This is a genomic window from Gemmatimonadota bacterium (assembly GCA_016712265.1).
In the GTDB taxonomy this organism is placed as follows: Bacteria; Gemmatimonadota; Gemmatimonadetes; order Gemmatimonadales; family Gemmatimonadaceae; genus RBC101.
Window position 1 is genome coordinate 1126215 of sequence record JADJRJ010000031.1, and the last position, 18805, is coordinate 1145019.

Genomic DNA, 18805 nt, shown 5'->3' on the forward strand with positions numbered 1-18805 from the left:
GCGGGGCCCGCTGTGCGTTGGGCCCTTGGTGGGCTCCGGAGGCCCGCTATCGCGCCGCCACGCTGCCTTCGGGTGGCGTCGGGCCGCAATACGCCAGAGCAGTACCGCCTGACGGCGGGTACATGCGAAAAGGGCCGCCCCTCAGGGGGGCGGCCCTTTCGCAGTCTCTCTGTACCGTCAGCTACTTCTGCGTCGAGTCCGGCTTCGCAGAATCGGGCGCAGCGGGGATCGGATCCGACGGAGGCACCGGAACTACCTTTGCCGCGGCAGCGGCTGCCGCATCGGCAACGTCCCTGGCACGCATCAGGATTCCGTACTTGGACGTGACATCGTCCATGTGCCCCCAGCCCCATCCCTCGAGCTTGCCATTCACCACCACCACCGGGACGAGTTCCTTGTCCTCGACCTCCGGATCGGCCCAGAGACGGCGGTTCCCAGCATCAAACATGTAGATGTCAAACTCGCGTCCGTCGACGAGGAACCGCTTGCGGTTGTACACGTTCTGGATGGTGTCCCCACGCGGGGCGACTCCATCGGCCAGGATCCGCAGCGTCGAGTCGCGCGAAATCCCCTCATCGAGGGCGCGGATGTGCTGATCGCCACACGCGGCGGCGGCCAGGGCGGCTGCGGTGGCGAGGCAGGAGCGTTGTCTGCTGTTCATAGGGTCGGTCAAGGACTGGTACGAGGGCCACAATCTAGCAGTGGCCTTGGGTACACGCAGCCGACCGCGGTGTTTCCGATGGCGGCTACCCCCTGAAGCCAGCGGCCGTCATAGAGACCGGGGTGAGCTCGAAAACCCGCCCAAATGCCACTGCAATCGCCTCTCGGACGACGGTGGGCTCGACACGCATGGGCGCCAACTCGGTGGCCGCTGAGGTCATCTGGACGTCTGCAATGCCACAGGGAACCATCAGGTCGAAGAACGAGAGGTCGGTGCTGACGTTGAGGGCGAATCCGTGCCACGTCACCCAGTCCCGGGCATGGACGCCAATCGACGCGATCTTCCGTAGCCAACGGTCACCATCGGCACCGACCCAAACACCGGTATATCCGGGGTTCCGTCCTGCGGCGATCCCGAAGGTGGCGAGGGCGACGATGAGCGACTCTTCCACTTGGCGGAGGTACCAGTGGAGGTCCTTGCGGTGGCGCTTGAGGTCGAAAACCGGGTAACCGACCAGCTGTCCGGGGCCATGGTAGGTCACGTCGCCGCCGCGCTCGACCTCGAACACCTCGACGCCTCGCGCCCGCAACAACTCGGGCGTCGCGACGAGGCTGGCCTGCTTGGCGGCGCGACCGAGCGTCACGACATGCGGGTGCTCAACGAGCAGCAACACGTCCTGATCGATCTCGCCCGAGATCCGGCGACGGGCGACGTCCCGCTGCAGCTCCAGCGCCGCGGCGTACGGCATGGTGCCGAGGTCGGAAACGAGGAGGGAGGGGAGGGACATCTCAGCGTCGGTCATGGGCCCCGGCTTTCGCCGGGGACCCATGCGGTCAGGCGTGCAGCATCTTCCCCATCGAGTCGAGCACCGCCTCGGCCACCGCTTCCGACAGGGTCGGGTGCGCATGGATGGCGAGGTCGATCTCCTCGACGGTGTACTCGTTCTCGCGCGCGACCAGCAGTTCGTGAATCAGTTCCGTCGCGTGGGCCCCAACGATGTGAGCACCGAGGATTTCCCCATACTTCGCGTCGCGGATGATCTTGACGAACCCATCCGTTTCACCGGCCGTGCGGGCGCGACCGTTGGCCGAGAAGGGGAACTTGCCGACCTTGTAGTCGAGCTTCTTCTCCTTGCACTGCGCCTCCGTCAGCCCAATCGAGGCGACTTCCGGGTGGCAGTAGGTGGCGTTGGGGATGTTGCCGTAGTTGATGGCATGGGCATGCTGCCCGCCGAGGAGGTCGGCGAGGATGTGCCCCTCGCGTGAGCCCTTGTGGGCGAGCATGGGTGCGCCGATCACGTCGCCGATGGCGTAGATCCCCTTGGCCGTGGTCTCGTAGCTCTTTGGGTCGGCCTTGATGAAGCCGCGTTCGGTAAGCTGCACGCCAGCTTCCTTGAGCCCGAGCTGCTCAACGTTAGGTGCACGGCCGGCGGCGACGAGGACCTTCTCGACCTCGAGGGTTTCCTTCTTCCCGTTTTCCTCGACCGAGAACGTGACGGAGTCCTTGCCGACCTTCACATCGGAGAGCTTGGCCCCGAGGTGAAGCTGGATCTTGCGCTTCTTGAAGGCGCGGCCCAATTCGGCGGAGCAGTCGGCATCCTCGAGCGGCAGCAAGCCGGGCATCACCTCGATCAGGTGCACCTCGGAGCCGAACGCGTTGAACACGTCGGCGAACTCACAGCCCACCGCGCCCGCGCCGACGACGGCAATCGACTTGGGGGCCTTTTCCAGGACCAGGGCCTCGTCCGACGAGATCACGGTCGTCTTGTTGAGTTCGAGCCCAACCTGGGGGAGTCCTTTCACGCGTGAGCCGGTGGCAATCACCACGGCCTTCTTGGCCTCGTGGGTCTCCGTCTTTCCATCGGCCCCGGTGACCACGACCTTCTTGCCGCCGCCGAGCTTGGCGACCCCCTTGATCCAGGTGACCTTGTTCTTCTTGAACAGGAACTCGACCCCCTTGGAGTTTTGCGTCGAGACGTTGCGCGAGCGCTTCATCGCCACGCCGAAGTCGAGCTTCACCTCGCCGACAGTGACCCCGAAGTCGGCCGCATGTTTCACCTGGTTGGCGACGGCCGCGGAGGCGAGGAGGGCTTTGGCGGGGATACATCCCCACAGGACGCAGGTCCCGCCGAGGGCCTCGCGCTCGATGACCGCAGCCGAGAGGCCGAGTTGCCCGCAGCGAATGGCGCCGACGTAGCCGGCGGGTCCACCACCAATGAAAATGACGTCGTACGAAGCCATGACGAGAAGAGGTCGAGAGTCGGGGTCAGGTGCCGCTGGAAACTAATCGCGGCCCCATGGGTATCGGCCTCTCCCCTCGGGAATCGTCCTCCGCCTCACCGCCCCGCGTCCGAGCGCGGGGCAGCCCTTCGTCGGCCCGATCTAGCGTCGGTCGGGGGCTACGCGAACCCGGCGCGTCTGGCTGCGCACGCCATCCGACTCCGTAATCTCCAGCTCTGTGCCGGTCGTCATGACCAGTGCACTGGTGCCGCGGGCGAGCGAGAGGATGTCGCCGGTCCGGGCGTCGCGAACGAGGACTCCGGTGACGGAGTTATCGCCGCCTCGGACGCGAACGCCACGGCCTTCCCGCTCGATGGTCGGTCCGTCGGTCGCCTGGCGAGCAGCGGATGAGGCGCGTCGTTCTGCCTGACGCCCGTTCCCCGAGACCCTGATACGGGAGAGGTCCAGGTCCCGCAGCATGTCGGCGGGGATGACGAAGGCAAAGTGCCGAGCCGTCGGATCCGGACTGTCGCCAGGTACCTGGACGTCGAAGGCGAGGTTGAGGATGGACTCACCAGCGGGGCCGAAGGCCTCGAGGCGGTAAGGACCGGCGCGTTCCGGAAGGGCGGGCGGGGCGTTGACCTCGAAGGCGGGCTCAAGGATCAGCTGCCCGCGCTGGATGCGCCCCCACACGAGCAGCCCGCGCCGTGGGTTGGGGTTGCCCCCAAGAACGCGTGCGCTGCCCGAGAATCCGTTGGTGGTGCGGTAGTTGAGCACCGCGTTGTAGGTATAGTCGGAGATCCAGATGTTCGAGCAGTAGCCCATGAGGTCGGCCATCGACGGGGCCTTGAGGGCGGCGCTGGTCAGGGAGTACCCGTAGTGCCCGATGCTGCCCCCCGAGTGCGGGTAGGACGGATCCGGGTTCCCGGCGCCTCCGCAGGGGGCGTGAAACCGTCCGAAGTTGTGCCCCAGCTCGTGGGCAACCACTTCCGATGCACTCGGCAAGTGGTCCCAGGAGAGGGTGGCACGGCCCGGGACATACCCGAGGCCGGCGATGCCGGAGGTGTAGTTCACGCGGGCAATGCCGGCGTAGTAGCGGGTGGAGCCATCCGCCGTTCGGAGGGCATTCAGCTCGGACAGGACCTGGCCCCAGGCGCCGTTGCCGTCGTCGGCCTGCAGCACGGGCGCATTCGTCGTATAGGCGGCCCGCACGTCGATGTTGGTGGTCCCGATGGGGAACATGGCGAGCGAAGCCGAGAGGTAGGAGCCCGCGTTGCCCGCATTGACTCCCCCGGTGGTGCCATTGACGCTCTGGGTGACCGGGACCAGCCGCACATCAAAGGACGGCAGCGTCCGCACATCCATGGTGGCTGCGGCTCCCGAGACCGGGTACGTGTTGTCGCTCTCGGACGACTCGACGACGGCGTTGGTGGGATCGACGTCGGCGAGGATCTTGAGCCCCGGCTGCATCAGGGAGCCCGGGATGAGCGTGTTCCACGAGTTTGTCAGCGGGGATTGGCTGATACTCGTCGGCACGGCGGAGGACGGGGCGGCAATCGTGACGGTCGAGTGGAGCGTGGTGCCCTGATAGAAGCGGACACGGACGGCCGCCGACGTGGTATTGCTGGTATTGGCCTTGGCAAACACGCGCAGGAGGCCGTCCTTGCCCGCGACCAGTGGTACGCCGCCCGCGTAGGTCTGCACGACTTGCTGCACGTGCATGCCGTCGATCGAGAGGTTGAGGGCCGCGGGTGGTGGTGGGGGCCCGCCACTCGTGGTGTAGGTGACCGTGATGTTCGAGGTGACGCCGCCACCGACGGTGGCCAGCGTGCTGGCCGGGGTGACAGTGTAGGTGCTGGCACCGACCGTGACCGGTGCCGCGACCAGGGTGTACACCCCCTGAAGCAGACCGTTGAGTGTTGTGGATTGCGTGAGCACCTGTGAGAATCCGCCGGGCCCGGTCATGGTCACGGCGGCGCTCGTTCCTCCGGGGAGCCCAGCGATCGTGACGTTCAGGGCGCCGGTGGCCGTCACGTAGTTGACGGTGGCCTGCAGGGCGACCGTGGAAGCGACGACATTGAGGGTTTGCGAGGCGGGATTCGGCGCCCAATAGGAGTTGCCGCTTTGGGCGATCGCCGCGGAGAGCGTGTAGGCCCCTGGTGTGAGACCGGTGATGAGCGCCCCTTCCGTGAAGGGGCGGCTAAAGCCGCCAGGGCCGGTAAGCGTGAGGGTGGCGGGAACGCTGATTGGCAGGCCGGTCACGGTGAGGCTGACGAGGCCTGACGCGAGGGCATACGCGACGCTCGCCTGGGAGGGCGTGGCGCTGGCGGCGATGGTGACCTGCTGGCTTGCGTTCGAGCTTGCGTATACGTGGACGCCGGCCGGGGTGGCGCCAGCACTAATGGTGTAGGTGCCCGGCTTGAGTCCCGTGAGGGTGGACGTCGTCGCCACGGTCGCGCTGTAGTTCTCCGGCCCCGACACGGTCACGTTGGCCGGGATCGACTGCGGCAGGCCGTTGATCACGACCGACAGGGAGCCGCGCGTAATGGCGTACCGCACGGCCGCTTGCGCCGGCAGGCTCGACGCGGCGACAACGACGGTCAGGGGTCCGGTGCTCGGCCCCCAGGTGACTCCCGCGATGGCCACGGTGATGGGCGTAACGAAATAGGTGCCTGGGGCGAGGCCGAGGATGGTTTCGCTGGCCGTGAGCGTCCGCAGGAAGTTGTCCGGGCCGGTCACGCGCACCTGGGCGGAGGCACCGTTCGGGAGTCCGCTGACGTCAACCGCCAGGCGTCCGGTGGCGATCGCATACGTCAGGGTGGCGGGCATCGGCTCGAGCGAGGCGGCGACCACCAGTTGTTGGGCGGCACCGGCCTGGTATTGGTCGGGGCCGACGGCGACGGACGCCGCTGCAACGGTGTAGGTGCCCGGGGCGAGGTTGGTCACCGTCTCGCCGGACTGGACGGTGCGGCTGAAGGCGTTGGGGCCGGCCAGGGTGGCGGTGGCGGCAGCTCCACCCGGGAGGCCGGTGATGGCTACCGTGACGGCGCCCGTGGCCAGCTGCCAGGTGTGGGCGGCCGGCACCGGTGTCGTGCCCGCGGTGACCTGAACGGTCACTGGTGCGGTCGATGCCGTCCAGGTGTGCCCTTCGGCGGCGACGGGGGATGCTGTCACGGTGTAGGTCCCGGGGGCCAAACCACCCACGCGACCGGCGGCGTTGACGGTACGCGCGTAGCCGTTCGGGCCCGTGATGCCGACGATGGGGGCGGCCCCAGTGGGCAGCCCGGTGGCCTGAACGGCCAGGGCGCCGGTGGCGATGGTCCACGCGACGGTCGCCGTTGCGGACCGACCGGCACCGACCGTCACGCTTTGCGAGGCCGTGGTGGTGGCGTATCGGTCGTCACCGTCGACGACCTCGGATGCAACGATGGTGTAGGCCCCCGGGGCGAGGTCACTCAGGGTTTCGGTGGCAGCGACGGTGCGCGAGAACCCAGAGGGGCCGGAGACGATCGCGTTGCCGGCGGCGCTGGCGGGAAGACCACTCAGGGTGACGGTCAGGGTGCCGAGTCGATTCCCGCTTCCCCCACCGGCTGGTCCGCCCTCGCTGCCGCCGCAGGCGGCGAGCGTGGTCAAGGCGAGAAGGCGGAGGGCGAAGCGGGAGATTCGAGTCGTGGACATCATCGGCGCACGCGGAGGCAGTCCACGAAAGACGCCTCGCAAGCGGCTCCAGCAACGGCTGAGCCCGGCGTGTGACGGGCATCACATCGGTTGTTGGTCCGGGCGCGCGCCGCGGTCGAGACGAAGCACGGGAAGTACCCCCGTGCTGCTCGTGCCGCGTCTGAAGAAGCCGCGAACGACAAAGGCCCCAGCGTTCGCCGAGGCCCAATGTCTACCGTCGTCCGCCCACTGCCGTCTGCCCGTCCTAGTACGCCAGCATCAACGGATTCTCGATCAACCGCCGCAGCGTCTGGAGGAACTTCGCCCCAAGGGCTCCATCGATCACCCGATGATCACAGCTCATCGTGATGCGCATCCGACGGCGAACCTGCACCGCACCGTTCACCACGACGGCCTTGGCCTCGATCCCACCAACGGCAATGATCCCGGCCTCCGGGGGATTGATGATCGCCGTGAACTGGTCGATGCCAAACATCCCGAGGTTCGAGACGGAGAAGGTGGAGCCGGTGTATTCCTCGGGCTTGAGCTTGCGGTCACGCGCGCGGGCGGCGAGGTCGCGCGACTCCGCCGCGATCGCGCTCAATCCCTTGAGATGGGCGTCAAAAATCACCGGAGTGATCAAGCCATCGGGGATGGCCACCGCCATGCCGAGGTGTACCCGATCCCAGTACCGGATCGCGTCGCCCAGCCAGTGGGCGTTGCATTCCGGGTGTTGGTGCAGCGCCGTGGCGACGGCCTTCAGGACGACGTCGTTGAAGGACACCTTGTACGCATCCCCGAGTTCCGCCATCGCCGCGCGCATCTCGGCGACGCGCTCCATGTCGACCTCGGCGGTGAGGTAGAAGGTCGGGACCGGGCCGATCGATTCGGCGAGGCGGCGTGCAATTGTCTTGCGGATCTGCGTCAGGGGCACGTCCCGGTGCCCCGGCCCTGCGGGGGCCGCAGCGCGCGCCATGGCCGCGACAGGGGCGGCCACGGATGGGGATGTGGTCGGCGCCGTGTCGATATCGCGCTTGACGATGCGTCCGCCGGGGCCGGACCCCTGGAGGGTGCCGAGGTTGATCCCGCGTTCGGACGCCAGACGTCGGGCGAGCGGTGAGGAGCGCTGTCGTCCCGTGGGGGCGGCTTCCGGTTGCGGGGGGGCTGTGGGCGTTGCCGGGGCGACGGCGGTGGGCGCGACGGCGCTCGGTGCGGCTGGAGGGGGCGGGCTCGCGATGGGCGCTGAGCTGCCGACCAATGCATCGATGTTCTCGTCTGCGCCGGCGATCACCCCGATGAGGGCACCGACCGGTGAGGTGGTGCCATCGGCAAGGAGTCGTTTACGCAGCACGCCCTCCCCGCGGGCGACGAGTTCCATGATCGCCTTGTCGGTTTCGACCTCGGCGAGCACGTCGCCATTCTTGATGGCGTCGCCCTCGTTCTTGAGCCACTTGACGAGGCGGCCTTCCTCCATCGTGGGAGAGAGGGCCTCCATGAAGATCTTGGTAGCCATGAATGCTGGTCGCTGGTGGCGTGTAGCTGGATCTGGTAGCTGCGTGTTGCCTTCTGTTGCTCGTGCCGGGTGCTGCGCCCAAGACTGGTTGCGTGCCTGGTGCTGGAGGCGGCACCCGCGAATCGCCGTTTGCCGTCTGCCGTTAGTCCAGGTACATCACCTTGCGTACGGCGGCGACCGTCTTGGCGAGATCGGGTTTGGCCGCCTTTTCGATGTTCTTTGCGTAGGGCATGGGGACATCGGCCTGGTGAACGCGCACGACCGGGGCGTCGAGGTCGTCAAAGCAATCGCGCTGGCAGTAGTCCACGATCTGCGCGCCGACACCGCAGAACTCCCATCCTTCTTCGAGTACCACGACGCGGTTGGTCTTGCGAACCGAGGTGGTCAGGGCTTCGGTGTCCAGCGGGCGGATGGTGCGGAGGTCCAGGACGTCGAGTTGGATGCCATCCTTCGCCATCGTGTCGGCCACCTGCAGCGCGAGGGGGACGGACTTGCCGTAGGTCACGAGCGTGCAGTCGGCACCTTCGCGCTTGAGGTCGGCCTTTCCGATCGGGACGATGTAGTCCCCATCCGGGACCTCGCCCTTGTGGTTGTACATCATTTCGCCCTCAAAGAAGACCACCGGGTTGTCATCCCGGATGGCGGCCTTGAGCAACCCCTTGGCGTCGTACGGCGTGCCAGGGGAAACCACCTTGAGGCCCGGGATGTGTGCGAGCCACGATTCAAAGGCCTGGGAGTGCTGGGCGGACAACTGGAGCGCGGCGCCGTTGGGGCCGCGGAACACCATCGGCATGTGGTACTGGCCGCCGGACATGTAGAGCATCTTGGCCGCCGCATTCACGACCTGGTCGATGGCCAGCAGGGCGAAGTTCCAGGTCATGAACTCGATGACCGGGCGCAGTCCGACCATCGCGGCGCCGACGCCCACGCCGGCGAACCCCAGCTCGGTAATGGGGGTGTCGACGACGCGCATCTCGCCGAACTCCTGCAGGAGTCCCTTGGAGACCTTGTATGCTCCCTGGTAGACGGCGACTTCCTCGCCCATGAGGAAGACGCGGTCATCGCGCTGCATCTCTTCGCGGAGCGCCTGGTTGAGGGCGTCGCGGTACGTGATGATCGGCATCAGGTTGTCGTCTCCACCAGGACGTCCTCGTACAAACTCTCCAGTGCTGGTTCCGGGCTCGCCTCGGCGAAGTCCCAGGCGTCTTGCACCACGGCGCGGACCTCGTCATCCATCGCGGCCATGCGGGCGTCGTCCACCTCGCCGAGCGCCTCCATGTGCTGCCGCAGCACGTTAATCGGGTCGCGCTGCATGTACTCCTCGAGTTCCTGCTTCGAGCGATAGGTCCCGCTGACGGCATCCGACATCGAGTGCCCCATGAACCGGTAGGTCCGGACCTCGAGCAGCGTGGGCATCGACTCGGCGCGGGCGCGCTGGAGCGCCTCACCCATCGCCTGTCGCACGGCAAGGACGTCCTGACCGTCCACGACGCCGCGCGGCATGTCGTACGCCGCACCGCGCTGGTAGATGTCGTGGATGGCCGACGCACGCTCCAGCGCGGTGCCCATCCCGTAGCGATTGTTCTCGATGATGTACACCACCGGGAGCTTCCACAGCCCGGCCATGTTCAGGGCCTCATGAAAGGCCCCGGTGTTCACCACCGACTCGCCCATGAAACACGCGATGGCCTGATCGCCGCCGCGATACTTGATGGCGAAGCCGACCCCGGTGGCGATGGGGACGTGGCCGCCGACGATGCCGTGCCCGCCGAGGAAGTTCGTGTTCCGGTCGAACAGGTGCATCGATCCGCCCTTGCCGCGCACGCACCCGTCGCTGCGGCCGAACAGCTCGGCCATGACGGCGCGTGGCGTGATGCCGCGCGCGAGTGCCTGACCATGGTCGCGGTAGGTGGTGATGACGTAGTCGTCGGGGCGCAACATGGAGATCACGCCGGTGCCGCAGGCTTCCTGCCCGATGTACAGGTGGCAGAAGCCGCCGATGCGGCCGAGCGCGTACGCCTCGGCACAGCGTTCCTCAAATCGGCGTTGCAGCAGCATCGAGCGCAGGAGCTCCCCGCGCGTCGCAGCGTCGGTGGCGCCCGCGGTGCTGCCTGCCGGGGCGTCAGCTTTCTTCTTGGCCATTGGTGGTGTGGGCAACGATCCGTGGTTCTCCGCGGGATGGGTGTCCCGGGGAGGTGCAACGGAGCGGTGCGGTGCGGCCTATTGCCGCAGCGGCATCGCGGTCCGGTGGTGCGTGCTGGACTGCCGTATGGCGAACGAGGAAGCGGTACGCTTCCCTAGGTCGCCATCCCTGCCGCCTGGACCTGCTCCCAGGCGTGATAACTGGAGCGAACGAGCGGCCCCGCTTCCACGTGCCGGAATCCCATGGCGAGCCCCGCGTCGCGGAGCTGCCGGAACTCTTCCGGGTTGTAGTATCGGTCGATTGGGAGATGGGCGTCGGACGGGCGGAGGTATTGCCCGAGCGTGAGGATATCCACGTCCACTTCCCGAAGGTCGCGCATGACCTGCAGCACCTCCTCGACGACCTCGCCCAATCCGAGGATGATCCCGGTCTTGGTAGGGATCGCCGGCGCTATGCGCTTGGCGGTGCGGAAGATGTTCATCACCCGTTCGTAGCGGCCGCCCGGACGGGCACGCTTGTAGAGCCGCGGAACGGTCTCGGTGTTGTGGTTGTAGATCTCCGGTCCGGCGTCCAGCACCTTCCGGATCGAGTCTTCGTTCCCTTGGAAATCGGGGACGAGCACTTCGACCGAACATCCCGGGACCCTCTCGTGGACGAGACGGATGGTCTCGGCGAAGATGTGCGCCCCGAAATCCGGAAGGTCGTCCCGGTCGACCGAGGTGATCACGACATGTCGCAAGGACATCTGTTCTGCGGCGGACGCGACGCGGGCAGGCTCCTCGATGTCGTAGACGGGGGGCCGCCCATGGCTGACGGCGCAGTAGGCGCAGTTGCGGGTGCAGACGTCTCCAAGAATCATGAAGGTCGCCGTGCCGTGTTCCCAGCACTCACCCACGTTGGGACAATGCGCCTCCTCGCACACCGTGTTGAGCTTGAGTTCGCGCATCAAGCCCTTGAGGCGTATGTAGTTAGCTCCGCCTGGCGCCTTGACTTTCAGCCAGGGCGGCTTGCGTTCCGGCAACGGGACGGCGCGTTTCCGTCCCAGGATCTGATAGAGCTGTTCGGCCATTCTGGGATCTCAATGCGGCCCGGACTCCACGAGTTTCGGGCGCCAAGGGCGGGAATGTAGCCGCCGCGACACGCTCGGCGCCATTGGATAACCGCCTACCCGACGGCCGGGGGTTACACTGGAGAGGTACGAGCCTGGCGGGGGTTTGTGAAACGGAGCAGGGGGGTGGCGCGTATGCCCTTCTGTTGAGGGAATGGCTCCGGGTAAGACCGGAAAAACGAATTGCACGAGGGTGGTACGATGCTCCGCACAGTGTTCATGATCGGCTTGTTCGCCATTGGAGGGTTGTTCCTCCTCAAGGTGCTTTTTGGTGTGTTTGCGGTGTTTTTTGCCCTGCTGATCTCGCTGCTCAAGATGGCGATCTTCGTCGGGCTGGTCGGCGCGGCGATTTACCTGGTGGTCCGGATCCTGAGTCCGGATACCGCGCGCCGGATGCGGGAGAAGTGGGCGGGGATGGAGGGGTAGGAAAGCGGGGCTGTTGTCGGTGGCTTTTCGCTGCGACTGGTTGCCCGGGGCTGGAGCTGGGCTTTAGCTCCCGTCCCTCGTGCTCCGCACCTTCGGCTCGGTGACCGGGTGCCTGGTAGCACGGCGCTCCTCGCTCACGCCGGGCGCGCGAGTTCCTCGACGATCGCCCAAGCGAGCAGCGGCACCATGATCTCGTGGTGGCCGGTCAGCTCGTAGCCGTGGCCGCCTTCCAACGTGGGGCGCTGCACCACGTTCATCCGCGGCCGATAGTGCCGCTGCATATCCAGGTCGCAAGTGGTGAACCCGGTGGGTCGTCCGGCGCCGAGGTTGCGGGCGACGGTCAGCGCCTTGAGAAAGACCTCGGGCATGATGACGGCGCTGCCCAGGTTGAGCACGACGCCGCCTTCATGCAGCCCGTCGAGGGCGGCGGCCAGTCGCCGGAAGTCGCGATGTGAGGTGTCGCCGATGGCGGCTCCACTAGCGGCCGGGTGCTGGTGGATGATCTCCGCGCCTAACGCGGCGTGCACACTGGTCGTGACCCCCAGGCGTCGGGCCCCCAGCAGGACCGACAGTTCGGCGTTGACGAGGTCGGTGCGGGCTTCGAGGGCGCGGGCGACCGATTCGCCCATCCCCCACCCCTCCGCCATTCCGCGGACGAAGGCGTCGTTCAACTCACGTCCCGTCTCCTCCGCCATTCCGAACGTGCCGTCGCGCAGGCCGGCGGCCACATCCTCCGAGGTCGCCCCAAAGCGCGCCATCTCGTAGTCGTGGATCGCGGCGGACCCGTTCATCCCGATGTGGGTGATGACCCCGCGTTGCATGAGATCAATCAGGACAGGCGCCAGCCCCGTCTTGACGATGTGCCCGCCGAGCATGGCGACGACGGCGCGTCCGGTCCGGGTCGCCTGGGCGACGTCGCGGGCGACCTGGCGGAAGTCGCGGGCGACGAGGATGTCGGGGAGGGCGTCCAGAAAGGCGCCGAACGTGCGCTCCGCGTCGGGGACGGCGCGGGAGAAGTCGGTGGCGCTGACCTTGTTGGGCCGGGCCCGGACGGGAACGGTGCGAACCCGCGCGAGGTCGGCCTCGGGGGTGCCTAACGCGGTGTCGCGTTGGCGGGCGCGTGGCGGGCGGATGTGAGGTACAGGTTGAGGGAACCGATCTTCGTCTTTGACTTCATCTGCACCATCATGCGCTGCGCATCGTCGGTGAGCCAGATGCGCGCTTCACCCTTCTCCGAGAAGATGCCCTTCGACTTGATGACGGGCTGGATCACGACGGTCTGGAAGGTCCCCGCCGGGACCTTGATGGTCTCTCGACCCAGTACCTTGATGACCACCGGGTTGCGATCCGGCCGGAAGTAGCGATCGAACGAGTAGGTGTGCCCGGCCTCAAGTGGCAGCGTGCGGACGAAGTACAGGAAGGCGCCATCGTCGAGCGGCGCGGCGACGCTGGGCTGTTCCGGGGCATCGCCCTCACGAAAGGCCTGCCGTTCGGGGAACATCTCGTACCGGCGCTCGCGCACCTTGCCGCCCTCCTCCAGGTCCTGGACGAAGCGGAGCGAGTAGAGACCGTCGCGGGCGAACCAGCTTTCGAGGACGTCGTCCACCCGGTAGAACGGCACGCCGCCGCGCACGCGAAACCGCGTGTGCCAGGCCTCGATGCCGCGGATGGTCTCCAGGCCCAGGGTCTCCATGGTGCCTTCGCCGACCTTGATCTTGCCGAACTTGAGGTCGTAGGTAAAACGCTCGCCTAACGCGAACGGCACCGGCGTGCCGGCCTCCGCCGCCGGTGGCTGCGCGGCGAGTCCGGCGGGCAGGAACGCGAACAGGGCCACGAGCGAGAACCGCATCCTACGGCTTGGCGGGCAACTCGTTCAGCGAGCGGCGTCGCGCCGACCGGCCATACGTGAACAGCGCCCACGCATCGGACATGGGACGCAGGCGGGAGTCGCGCATGCGCAGGTCGTAACGCGGCTCGAGGGGGAGCAACTCCACTCGTCGCGCGTGGGGCACCGACGAGAGCAACACGTCGACATTGGTTGCCCAGCCGGTGCCTGCGAGCATCGGACCATCGCCTGCCGCCTTGAGGGCGTCCCGAAGCACCGAGACCCGATACAGGCGGAACGAGCCAAAGGGATCAGCGATTCCCGCGGTGCGGACAAACGGGCGCAGGGCGAACGGGGCGAGGCGTCGCAGTCGGCGCACCGGCACCGGCGTGGCGAGGGGTGCCGGCGCAGCGACTTCCCCCACGACGATGTCGGCACCACCCTCGAAGCGCTTCACGAACTCCGGAATCAGCTCGGGGCGATCGGTAAAGTCCCCCTGGAGGGTAATCACGGCATCCCGTCGGGCGTACTTGGTCCGGGCCGAAGCTGCCATGAACAACTCGGTCAGGGCGGCGGCATACCCAACGTGCTTGTCCCCGCCGAGGATCGTGAGGGGAAGCACCGACTCGTATCCGGCCAGCGTCTCCGCGGTCGCGTCCGTGCTGCCGTCGTTGAAGACGATGATCTCATACTCCCGCGCGTAGTCCTGGAACACGGCGCGGAGTTTCCAGAGGAGCACCCCGATGGTGGGGGCCTCGTTGTGGACGGGAATGCAGATGTAGAGCACGAGGGAAGGGTAATCGGCCAGACCCAAGGGGGGAAACGCAAGCGCCCCGCGGCTTTTACCCGCGAGCTGCGCCAGAGGTCTGGGCCGCCAAAACCGCACGATAGATGGACTCGTTGCCATCAACCATGGCATCCACGCCAAAGCGGGCGGCTTGACCGGGTCCGGCCTGACCGAGCGCACTGCGGACGGCGGGCTCCTCGATGAGTCGCGAGGCGGCGGCGGCAAAGGCCGTGACGTCGCCCGCCGGGACCAGGAGGCCCGATGTCCCCGCCGAGATCAACTCGGGGAGCCCGCCGACTGCGAAGGCAACCGGGGGGACACCGAGCGCCATGGCGTCAATCACCGAGGTCCCGAGCCCTTCAGCCGCAGACGGGTGCCACAAGACGTCCAGCCCGGCCACGGCGGGCCCGATGGCGTCGACAAAGCCTGCACGAAAACACGGCACGCCGCTCACCTCCTCGAGCCCTGCGCCCCGACCCCCAAGGAGGACCAGCCGACAGCGCGACCGTGCCGCAGGGCTCAGTTGGTGGGTGATCTCCTGCAGTAGCGATGTGCCCTTCTCGGAGGTCATGGCGCCGACCAGTCCGCAAATCACGGCGTCGCGCGGCCATCCGAGCTCGACGCGCCAATCGCGGGGCGGCTCCGGGCGCGGCGCCGGTACGCCCGAATACACGACGTCGATCCGATCCTCGGTCACGCCTCCTTCGACGAGCGCGCTACGGACAGCCTGAGAAATCGCGATGAACCGCGACACGCGTCGTCCGTACTTCAACCGCCCGCGAGGGACGAAGACCACGCGGCGGGTCACCACGAGGGGGATGCGAGGGAGGCCGAGCAGTGCGACCAGAGCGAGGGCGTGCGACCGCGCGTCGTGCGCGTGGACCACGTCCGGACGCCAGGCCTTGATGTGTGCGCGAAGCCGACGGGCGGCCCCGAGGTCCCAGTCGCCGCGCATGCGAAGCGACGATGCGGCCATGCCAGCGGCGCGAAGCCGCTTGACCAGGGGCGAATCCGCCTGGGCGATAACGAGTGGCTCCCCCCCGCGATCACGCTGTCCCCGCGCCAGGAGGAAGACCTGACGTTGGCCCCCCCGCCATTCGCGACCGGCATCGACATGCAGGAGGCGGAGCGGGGCGAGGGGTGCGAGTGGAGCAGCCATGTCGGAAAGGTGCGAGCGATCACGCGTTGCGGCAACGCGCGTTTCAAGTCTCCGTGGTCGCGCGTCGATACGACGAGCAGGAGGGGCGGGGCCGGTGGCGCATGGAACCTTGGAGCACGCCCCCACGCCTGGTGTACGGCAGCGCAGGTACGGGTCACCCACACAGTCACGGAGGATCACCATGTTGCTGGGCTCGATTCGCCAACGCCTCACCCGCAACGATGCGGAGCTGGCTCTCCAGCTGCTCGTGCGCCTCGATCCTGCCGGCGAACCCCAACTGCGCAAGGCGGTGCGGGATCGCGGGATCGACGTGTTGATCGACGACCCGCGACTGGGTGACGCGCTGCGCTCGCAGGAGACGGGGGCGCTCGCGTCACTTCCCCTCATGATCTACGTGCTCGTGCGCCGTGCGCTGCGCGAGGTGCGCGAGGACGACCGGACCGCCACCGACTTCGTGTCGTCCATTGTGCTGCATTTCGGCCTTGGGGATCGCGCGCGGCGCATCCGCGAACACGACGACGTGACGTACGGCACGCTCGCCGACCTGGCGGTCGATGCGGAGTGCGGGGATCCCACCCGCGCGTTCCTGGCGCGCGCACACATGGGGCACTACGCCCTGTGGCTGGCCGGCCTGTTTCCCGACCGGATCGAGGCGCAGCGGCACCGTCGCGGAGGCCCCGGCCTGGACTACTTCGACGAGATGGGACGGCGCGGCTACGAGATGGCGGCGCACCACCGGTTGGCGCACGCTCACGGCGTGGAGCACGTCTTTGAGCAGGCGGCCGAACACTTCCCGCAGTGGCGCCTTGCGCTCAATCGGCTCAGCGACCGGGTCTTCTTTCCGCATTTCCACTCGGCCGACAAGTTGATCCGCCAGGTGATGTGGAGCTGATCCGCGGGCGCCGCACCAGTTGAGCGGGCCGGAGAGGTTCTTCGAAAAGTCGGTGCGGGGCGGTGCCTCACCGGGGCGACCCATCTCGTGGGCGCGGCTGGTCGGCGCTATCATTTGCGCATGTTCGACGACGTCAAACAGGCGCTGCACGACCTGCTGCATGGCAACGTCTCTCCGGGCGACCGGCGGGAGGCGCTGCACCAGATGCGCGAGACCCTGGTGAGGGCCCGGATGGCGGTGGACGACCTCCGCGCCGGTCTTCGCCAGACGGAGGCACGGCTGGGGCGGGAGCGCACGGAACTGGAGACGGTGCAGCGGCGGCGATCGCTGGCCGAAGGGATCGGGGACACCGAAACGGTGGCCGTGGCGCAGCGGTTTGAGGCTCAACTCGTCGAGAAGGTGGCGCTGCTCGAGAAGCGGCTCGACGTGGAGCGTGGCGAGCTGGCCATGGTCGAGCGTGATGTCGAGGAGATGACGACGCAGTTCAAGGCGGCTCAGGCTGGGGTTGGGTCCGGGCTTCGTTCGGGGGCAGTCGACGAGGCGACGGGGGCGGATCCACTGTCGCGCGATGCCGCGCTGGACACGGAACTCGACGGCCTCGGGCGCGCGCAACGGCGCGCCACCCACGAGGCGGACGCGGACGCGAAGCTCGCGGAGCTGAAGCGCCGCATGGGGCTGTAGCTGCGCACCGTGGTGGCCGGCGCCCTGGCGCTGGCGTGCCCTCTGGCCGCGGTCGCGCAGGGCCGGACGCAGGTCCGGTGCGCGGGCCAGGTGATCACCGACGTGGTGGTGCGGACCGAGGCACCGTCGTTTGGGGCGTCGATGGACCGCCTTCCCTGGCTGGGCCGCGCAGTGACACATGTCCATCGCACGACCTCGGCCGGGGTGATTCGCGCCCTCCTGGTCCTCAAGCCTGGCGATCGCTGTACACCACTGCGTCGATCGGAGAGCGAGCGGTTGCTGCTCGCAATGCCGTTCATCGCGGACGCCTCGGTCACGGCCTACCCTGACGGGGCGGGCGTGCGAATCGAGGTCATCACGGTCGATGAACCACAGGTGGTGCTCGATGCCGGGATCAAGGGAGTGTCGCCCTTTGTGTCGCGTTTCACCCTGGGGAGCGCCAACCTTCTCGGGAACGCCGTGTACGCGTCGGGGCAGTGGCGTGATGGAGGCTTCTACCGCGATGTCTTCGCCGGGCGATACACGAACTACCAGCTCTTTGCCAAGCCGTACCAGCTGGACCTGCGAGGCGGGCGTCGTGAGCTGGGGTACGATTGGTCAGGCCAAGTGGCCTTTCCGTTCCTTACGGACGTGCAACGCGTGGCATGGCGTCTGTCGACAGGCGGCAGTCAGGAGTACACTCGGTTCTTTCGCGGGGGCGAACGGCCCGCCTCGATCCCGGTGCGTCGCGAGTTCATGGAGGGGAGCGTGATCGGGCGGATCGGGCCGTCGGCGCGCATGGGGTTGATCGGGACGCAGTTCTCGGTGGAGGACGTGGAGCCCGGACAAACACCTGTCGTCATCACCCCCGGGGGGATCGTGGCGGACACGACCACCGCGCTCATGGGCCGATATGCGCCGTTCCGCAGCGTTCGGTTGAACGCGCTGCTGGGGTTTCGTCGTGTACGGTTTCGTCGCGTGACGGGGTTCGATGCGTTGAATGCCCCGCAGGACCTGCGCACCGGGGTGCAGCTGAGTTCCACGATTGGCCGCAGCCTGCCGACCTCGCGCGGGGCCTCTCGCGGGGAGTCGTACGTGGGGAGTGAGCTGTACGCGGGGATTGCCGGGGCGCGCACGTTCGCGGCGATCGACGCTGATGTGGAGGCGCGTCGCAGTGACACCGGGGAGTGGAACGACCTGGTGACGAACGGCCGTGCGGCGGGGTACCTGCGCCCGCATCCGCGTCACCTGGTGACGGTGGACCTGAGCTGGTCAGCGGTGCGGGACTCGCGCACGCCGGTCCAACTGACGTTTGCCGACCGGCGTGGTGGGTTGCGCGGCTACCATCGTTCGTGGCTTGGTGGCGGGAGCCGCGTGATCGCCCGGGCGGAGGAGCGGTGGAGGATCGCCAACATCCGCGGGGCCGCTGCGGTTGGCGTGGCGGCATTCGTCGACGCCGGGATCATCGAGTCGGACGGGTCGCCGTTAGGCACGTCGAGCGGGTGGCGGCAGTCGGTCGGTCTCTCGCTGATCGCCGCAGCTCCGGCGCGTTCGCAGCGGATGTACCGCGTGGACTTCGCCCTGCCGACCAACCGCCGCGACGGCGCGCGCTTCGAGCTGCGCCTGACGAGTGAGGACCGCACCCAACAGTTCTGGCGACTGCCCAACGACATCCGCTCCGCGCGGGAGCGCGTGCTGCCGCAGTCGGTGTTCCGCTGGCCGTAAGTCGTCCCGGTCGCGGGGGCCGGATGCCCC

The 18805-nt window shown here is 67.6% G+C and carries 16 protein-coding genes; 4 read left to right on the forward strand and 12 right to left on the reverse strand.

What is annotated here, in order from left to right; all coding sequences use genetic code 11:
- Positions 1 to 181: 181 nt before the first annotated feature.
- The 8 genes from IPK85_25725 to lipA form a co-directional block, all read right to left on the reverse strand.
- Positions 182 to 661 carry a hypothetical protein gene (locus IPK85_25725; protein MBK8250764.1) on the reverse strand — a complete coding sequence of 160 codons (480 nt, stop codon included), beginning with the start codon at positions 659 to 661 and terminating at the stop codon, positions 182 to 184.
- Positions 662 to 746: 85 nt separating this feature from the next.
- Positions 747 to 1448, reverse strand: a complete 702-nt coding sequence (lipB, locus tag IPK85_25730) for a lipoyl(octanoyl) transferase LipB (GenBank protein ID MBK8250765.1) — start codon at positions 1446 to 1448, stop codon at positions 747 to 749.
- A gap of 46 nt (positions 1449 to 1494) precedes the next feature.
- Positions 1495 to 2901, reverse strand: a complete 1407-nt coding sequence (lpdA, locus tag IPK85_25735) for a dihydrolipoyl dehydrogenase (protein MBK8250766.1) — start codon at positions 2899 to 2901, stop codon at positions 1495 to 1497.
- 141 nt (positions 2902 to 3042) lie between these two features.
- Positions 3043 to 6561: a hypothetical protein gene (locus IPK85_25740; protein MBK8250767.1), complete on the reverse strand. Its 3519-nt coding sequence runs from the start codon at positions 6559 to 6561 to the stop codon at positions 3043 to 3045.
- A 241-nt stretch (positions 6562 to 6802) separates the two neighbouring features.
- Entirely contained in the window at positions 6803 to 8050 is a 1248-nt protein-coding gene (locus IPK85_25745; protein MBK8250768.1) for a 2-oxo acid dehydrogenase subunit E2, read from the reverse strand.
- 142 nt (positions 8051 to 8192) lie between these two features.
- Positions 8193 to 9173 carry a pyruvate dehydrogenase complex E1 component subunit beta gene (locus tag IPK85_25750; GenBank protein MBK8250769.1) on the reverse strand — a complete coding sequence of 327 codons (981 nt, stop codon included), beginning with the start codon at positions 9171 to 9173 and terminating at the stop codon, positions 8193 to 8195.
- Positions 9173 to 10192, reverse strand: coding sequence for a pyruvate dehydrogenase (acetyl-transferring) E1 component subunit alpha (gene pdhA / locus IPK85_25755; GenBank protein MBK8250770.1), 1020 nt, complete (start codon positions 10190 to 10192; stop codon positions 9173 to 9175). The genes IPK85_25750 and pdhA overlap by 1 nt, the downstream gene beginning before the upstream one ends.
- Before the next feature lie 155 nt (positions 10193 to 10347).
- Positions 10348 to 11262, reverse strand: coding sequence for a lipoyl synthase (gene lipA, locus IPK85_25760; protein MBK8250771.1), 915 nt, complete (start codon positions 11260 to 11262; stop codon positions 10348 to 10350).
- Between the two features lie 240 nt (positions 11263 to 11502).
- Between lipA and IPK85_25765 the strand changes: the two genes are divergently transcribed.
- On the forward strand, positions 11503 to 11727 hold the full coding sequence (locus tag IPK85_25765; GenBank protein MBK8250772.1) for a hypothetical protein: 225 nt from the start codon (positions 11503 to 11505) through the stop codon (positions 11725 to 11727).
- Positions 11728 to 11861: 134 nt separating this feature from the next.
- Here the strand turns inward: IPK85_25765 and IPK85_25770 are convergent, their stop codons facing one another.
- From IPK85_25770 to IPK85_25785, 4 genes are read right to left on the reverse strand one after another with little or no spacing between them, the layout of a single operon-like run.
- Positions 11862 to 12860: a hypothetical protein gene (locus IPK85_25770; protein MBK8250773.1), complete on the reverse strand. Its 999-nt coding sequence runs from the start codon at positions 12858 to 12860 to the stop codon at positions 11862 to 11864.
- Positions 12821 to 13576, reverse strand: a complete 756-nt coding sequence (locus IPK85_25775) for a DUF3108 domain-containing protein (GenBank protein ID MBK8250774.1) — start codon at positions 13574 to 13576, stop codon at positions 12821 to 12823. The genes IPK85_25770 and IPK85_25775 overlap by 40 nt, the downstream gene beginning before the upstream one ends.
- Before the next feature lies 1 nt (position 13577).
- Positions 13578 to 14339, reverse strand: coding sequence for a glycosyltransferase family 2 protein (locus IPK85_25780; protein MBK8250775.1), 762 nt, complete (start codon positions 14337 to 14339; stop codon positions 13578 to 13580).
- Positions 14340 to 14394: 55 nt separating this feature from the next.
- Positions 14395 to 15498: a glycosyltransferase family 4 protein gene (locus IPK85_25785; GenBank protein MBK8250776.1), complete on the reverse strand. Its 1104-nt coding sequence runs from the start codon at positions 15496 to 15498 to the stop codon at positions 14395 to 14397.
- A gap of 181 nt (positions 15499 to 15679) precedes the next feature.
- On the opposite strand from IPK85_25785, the gene IPK85_25790 reads away from it, so the two are divergent.
- The 3 genes from IPK85_25790 (at position 15680) to IPK85_25800 (ending at position 18775) form a co-directional block, all read left to right on the forward strand.
- Positions 15680 to 16390, forward strand: coding sequence for a hypothetical protein (locus tag IPK85_25790; protein ID MBK8250777.1), 711 nt, complete (start codon positions 15680 to 15682; stop codon positions 16388 to 16390).
- Between the two features lie 120 nt (positions 16391 to 16510).
- On the forward strand, positions 16511 to 17071 hold the full coding sequence (locus IPK85_25795) for a hypothetical protein (protein ID MBK8250778.1): 561 nt from the start codon (positions 16511 to 16513) through the stop codon (positions 17069 to 17071).
- Between the two features lie 12 nt (positions 17072 to 17083).
- Entirely contained in the window at positions 17084 to 18775 is a 1692-nt protein-coding gene (locus IPK85_25800) for a BamA/TamA family outer membrane protein (GenBank protein ID MBK8250779.1), read from the forward strand.
- Positions 18776 to 18805: the final 30 nt, after the last annotated feature.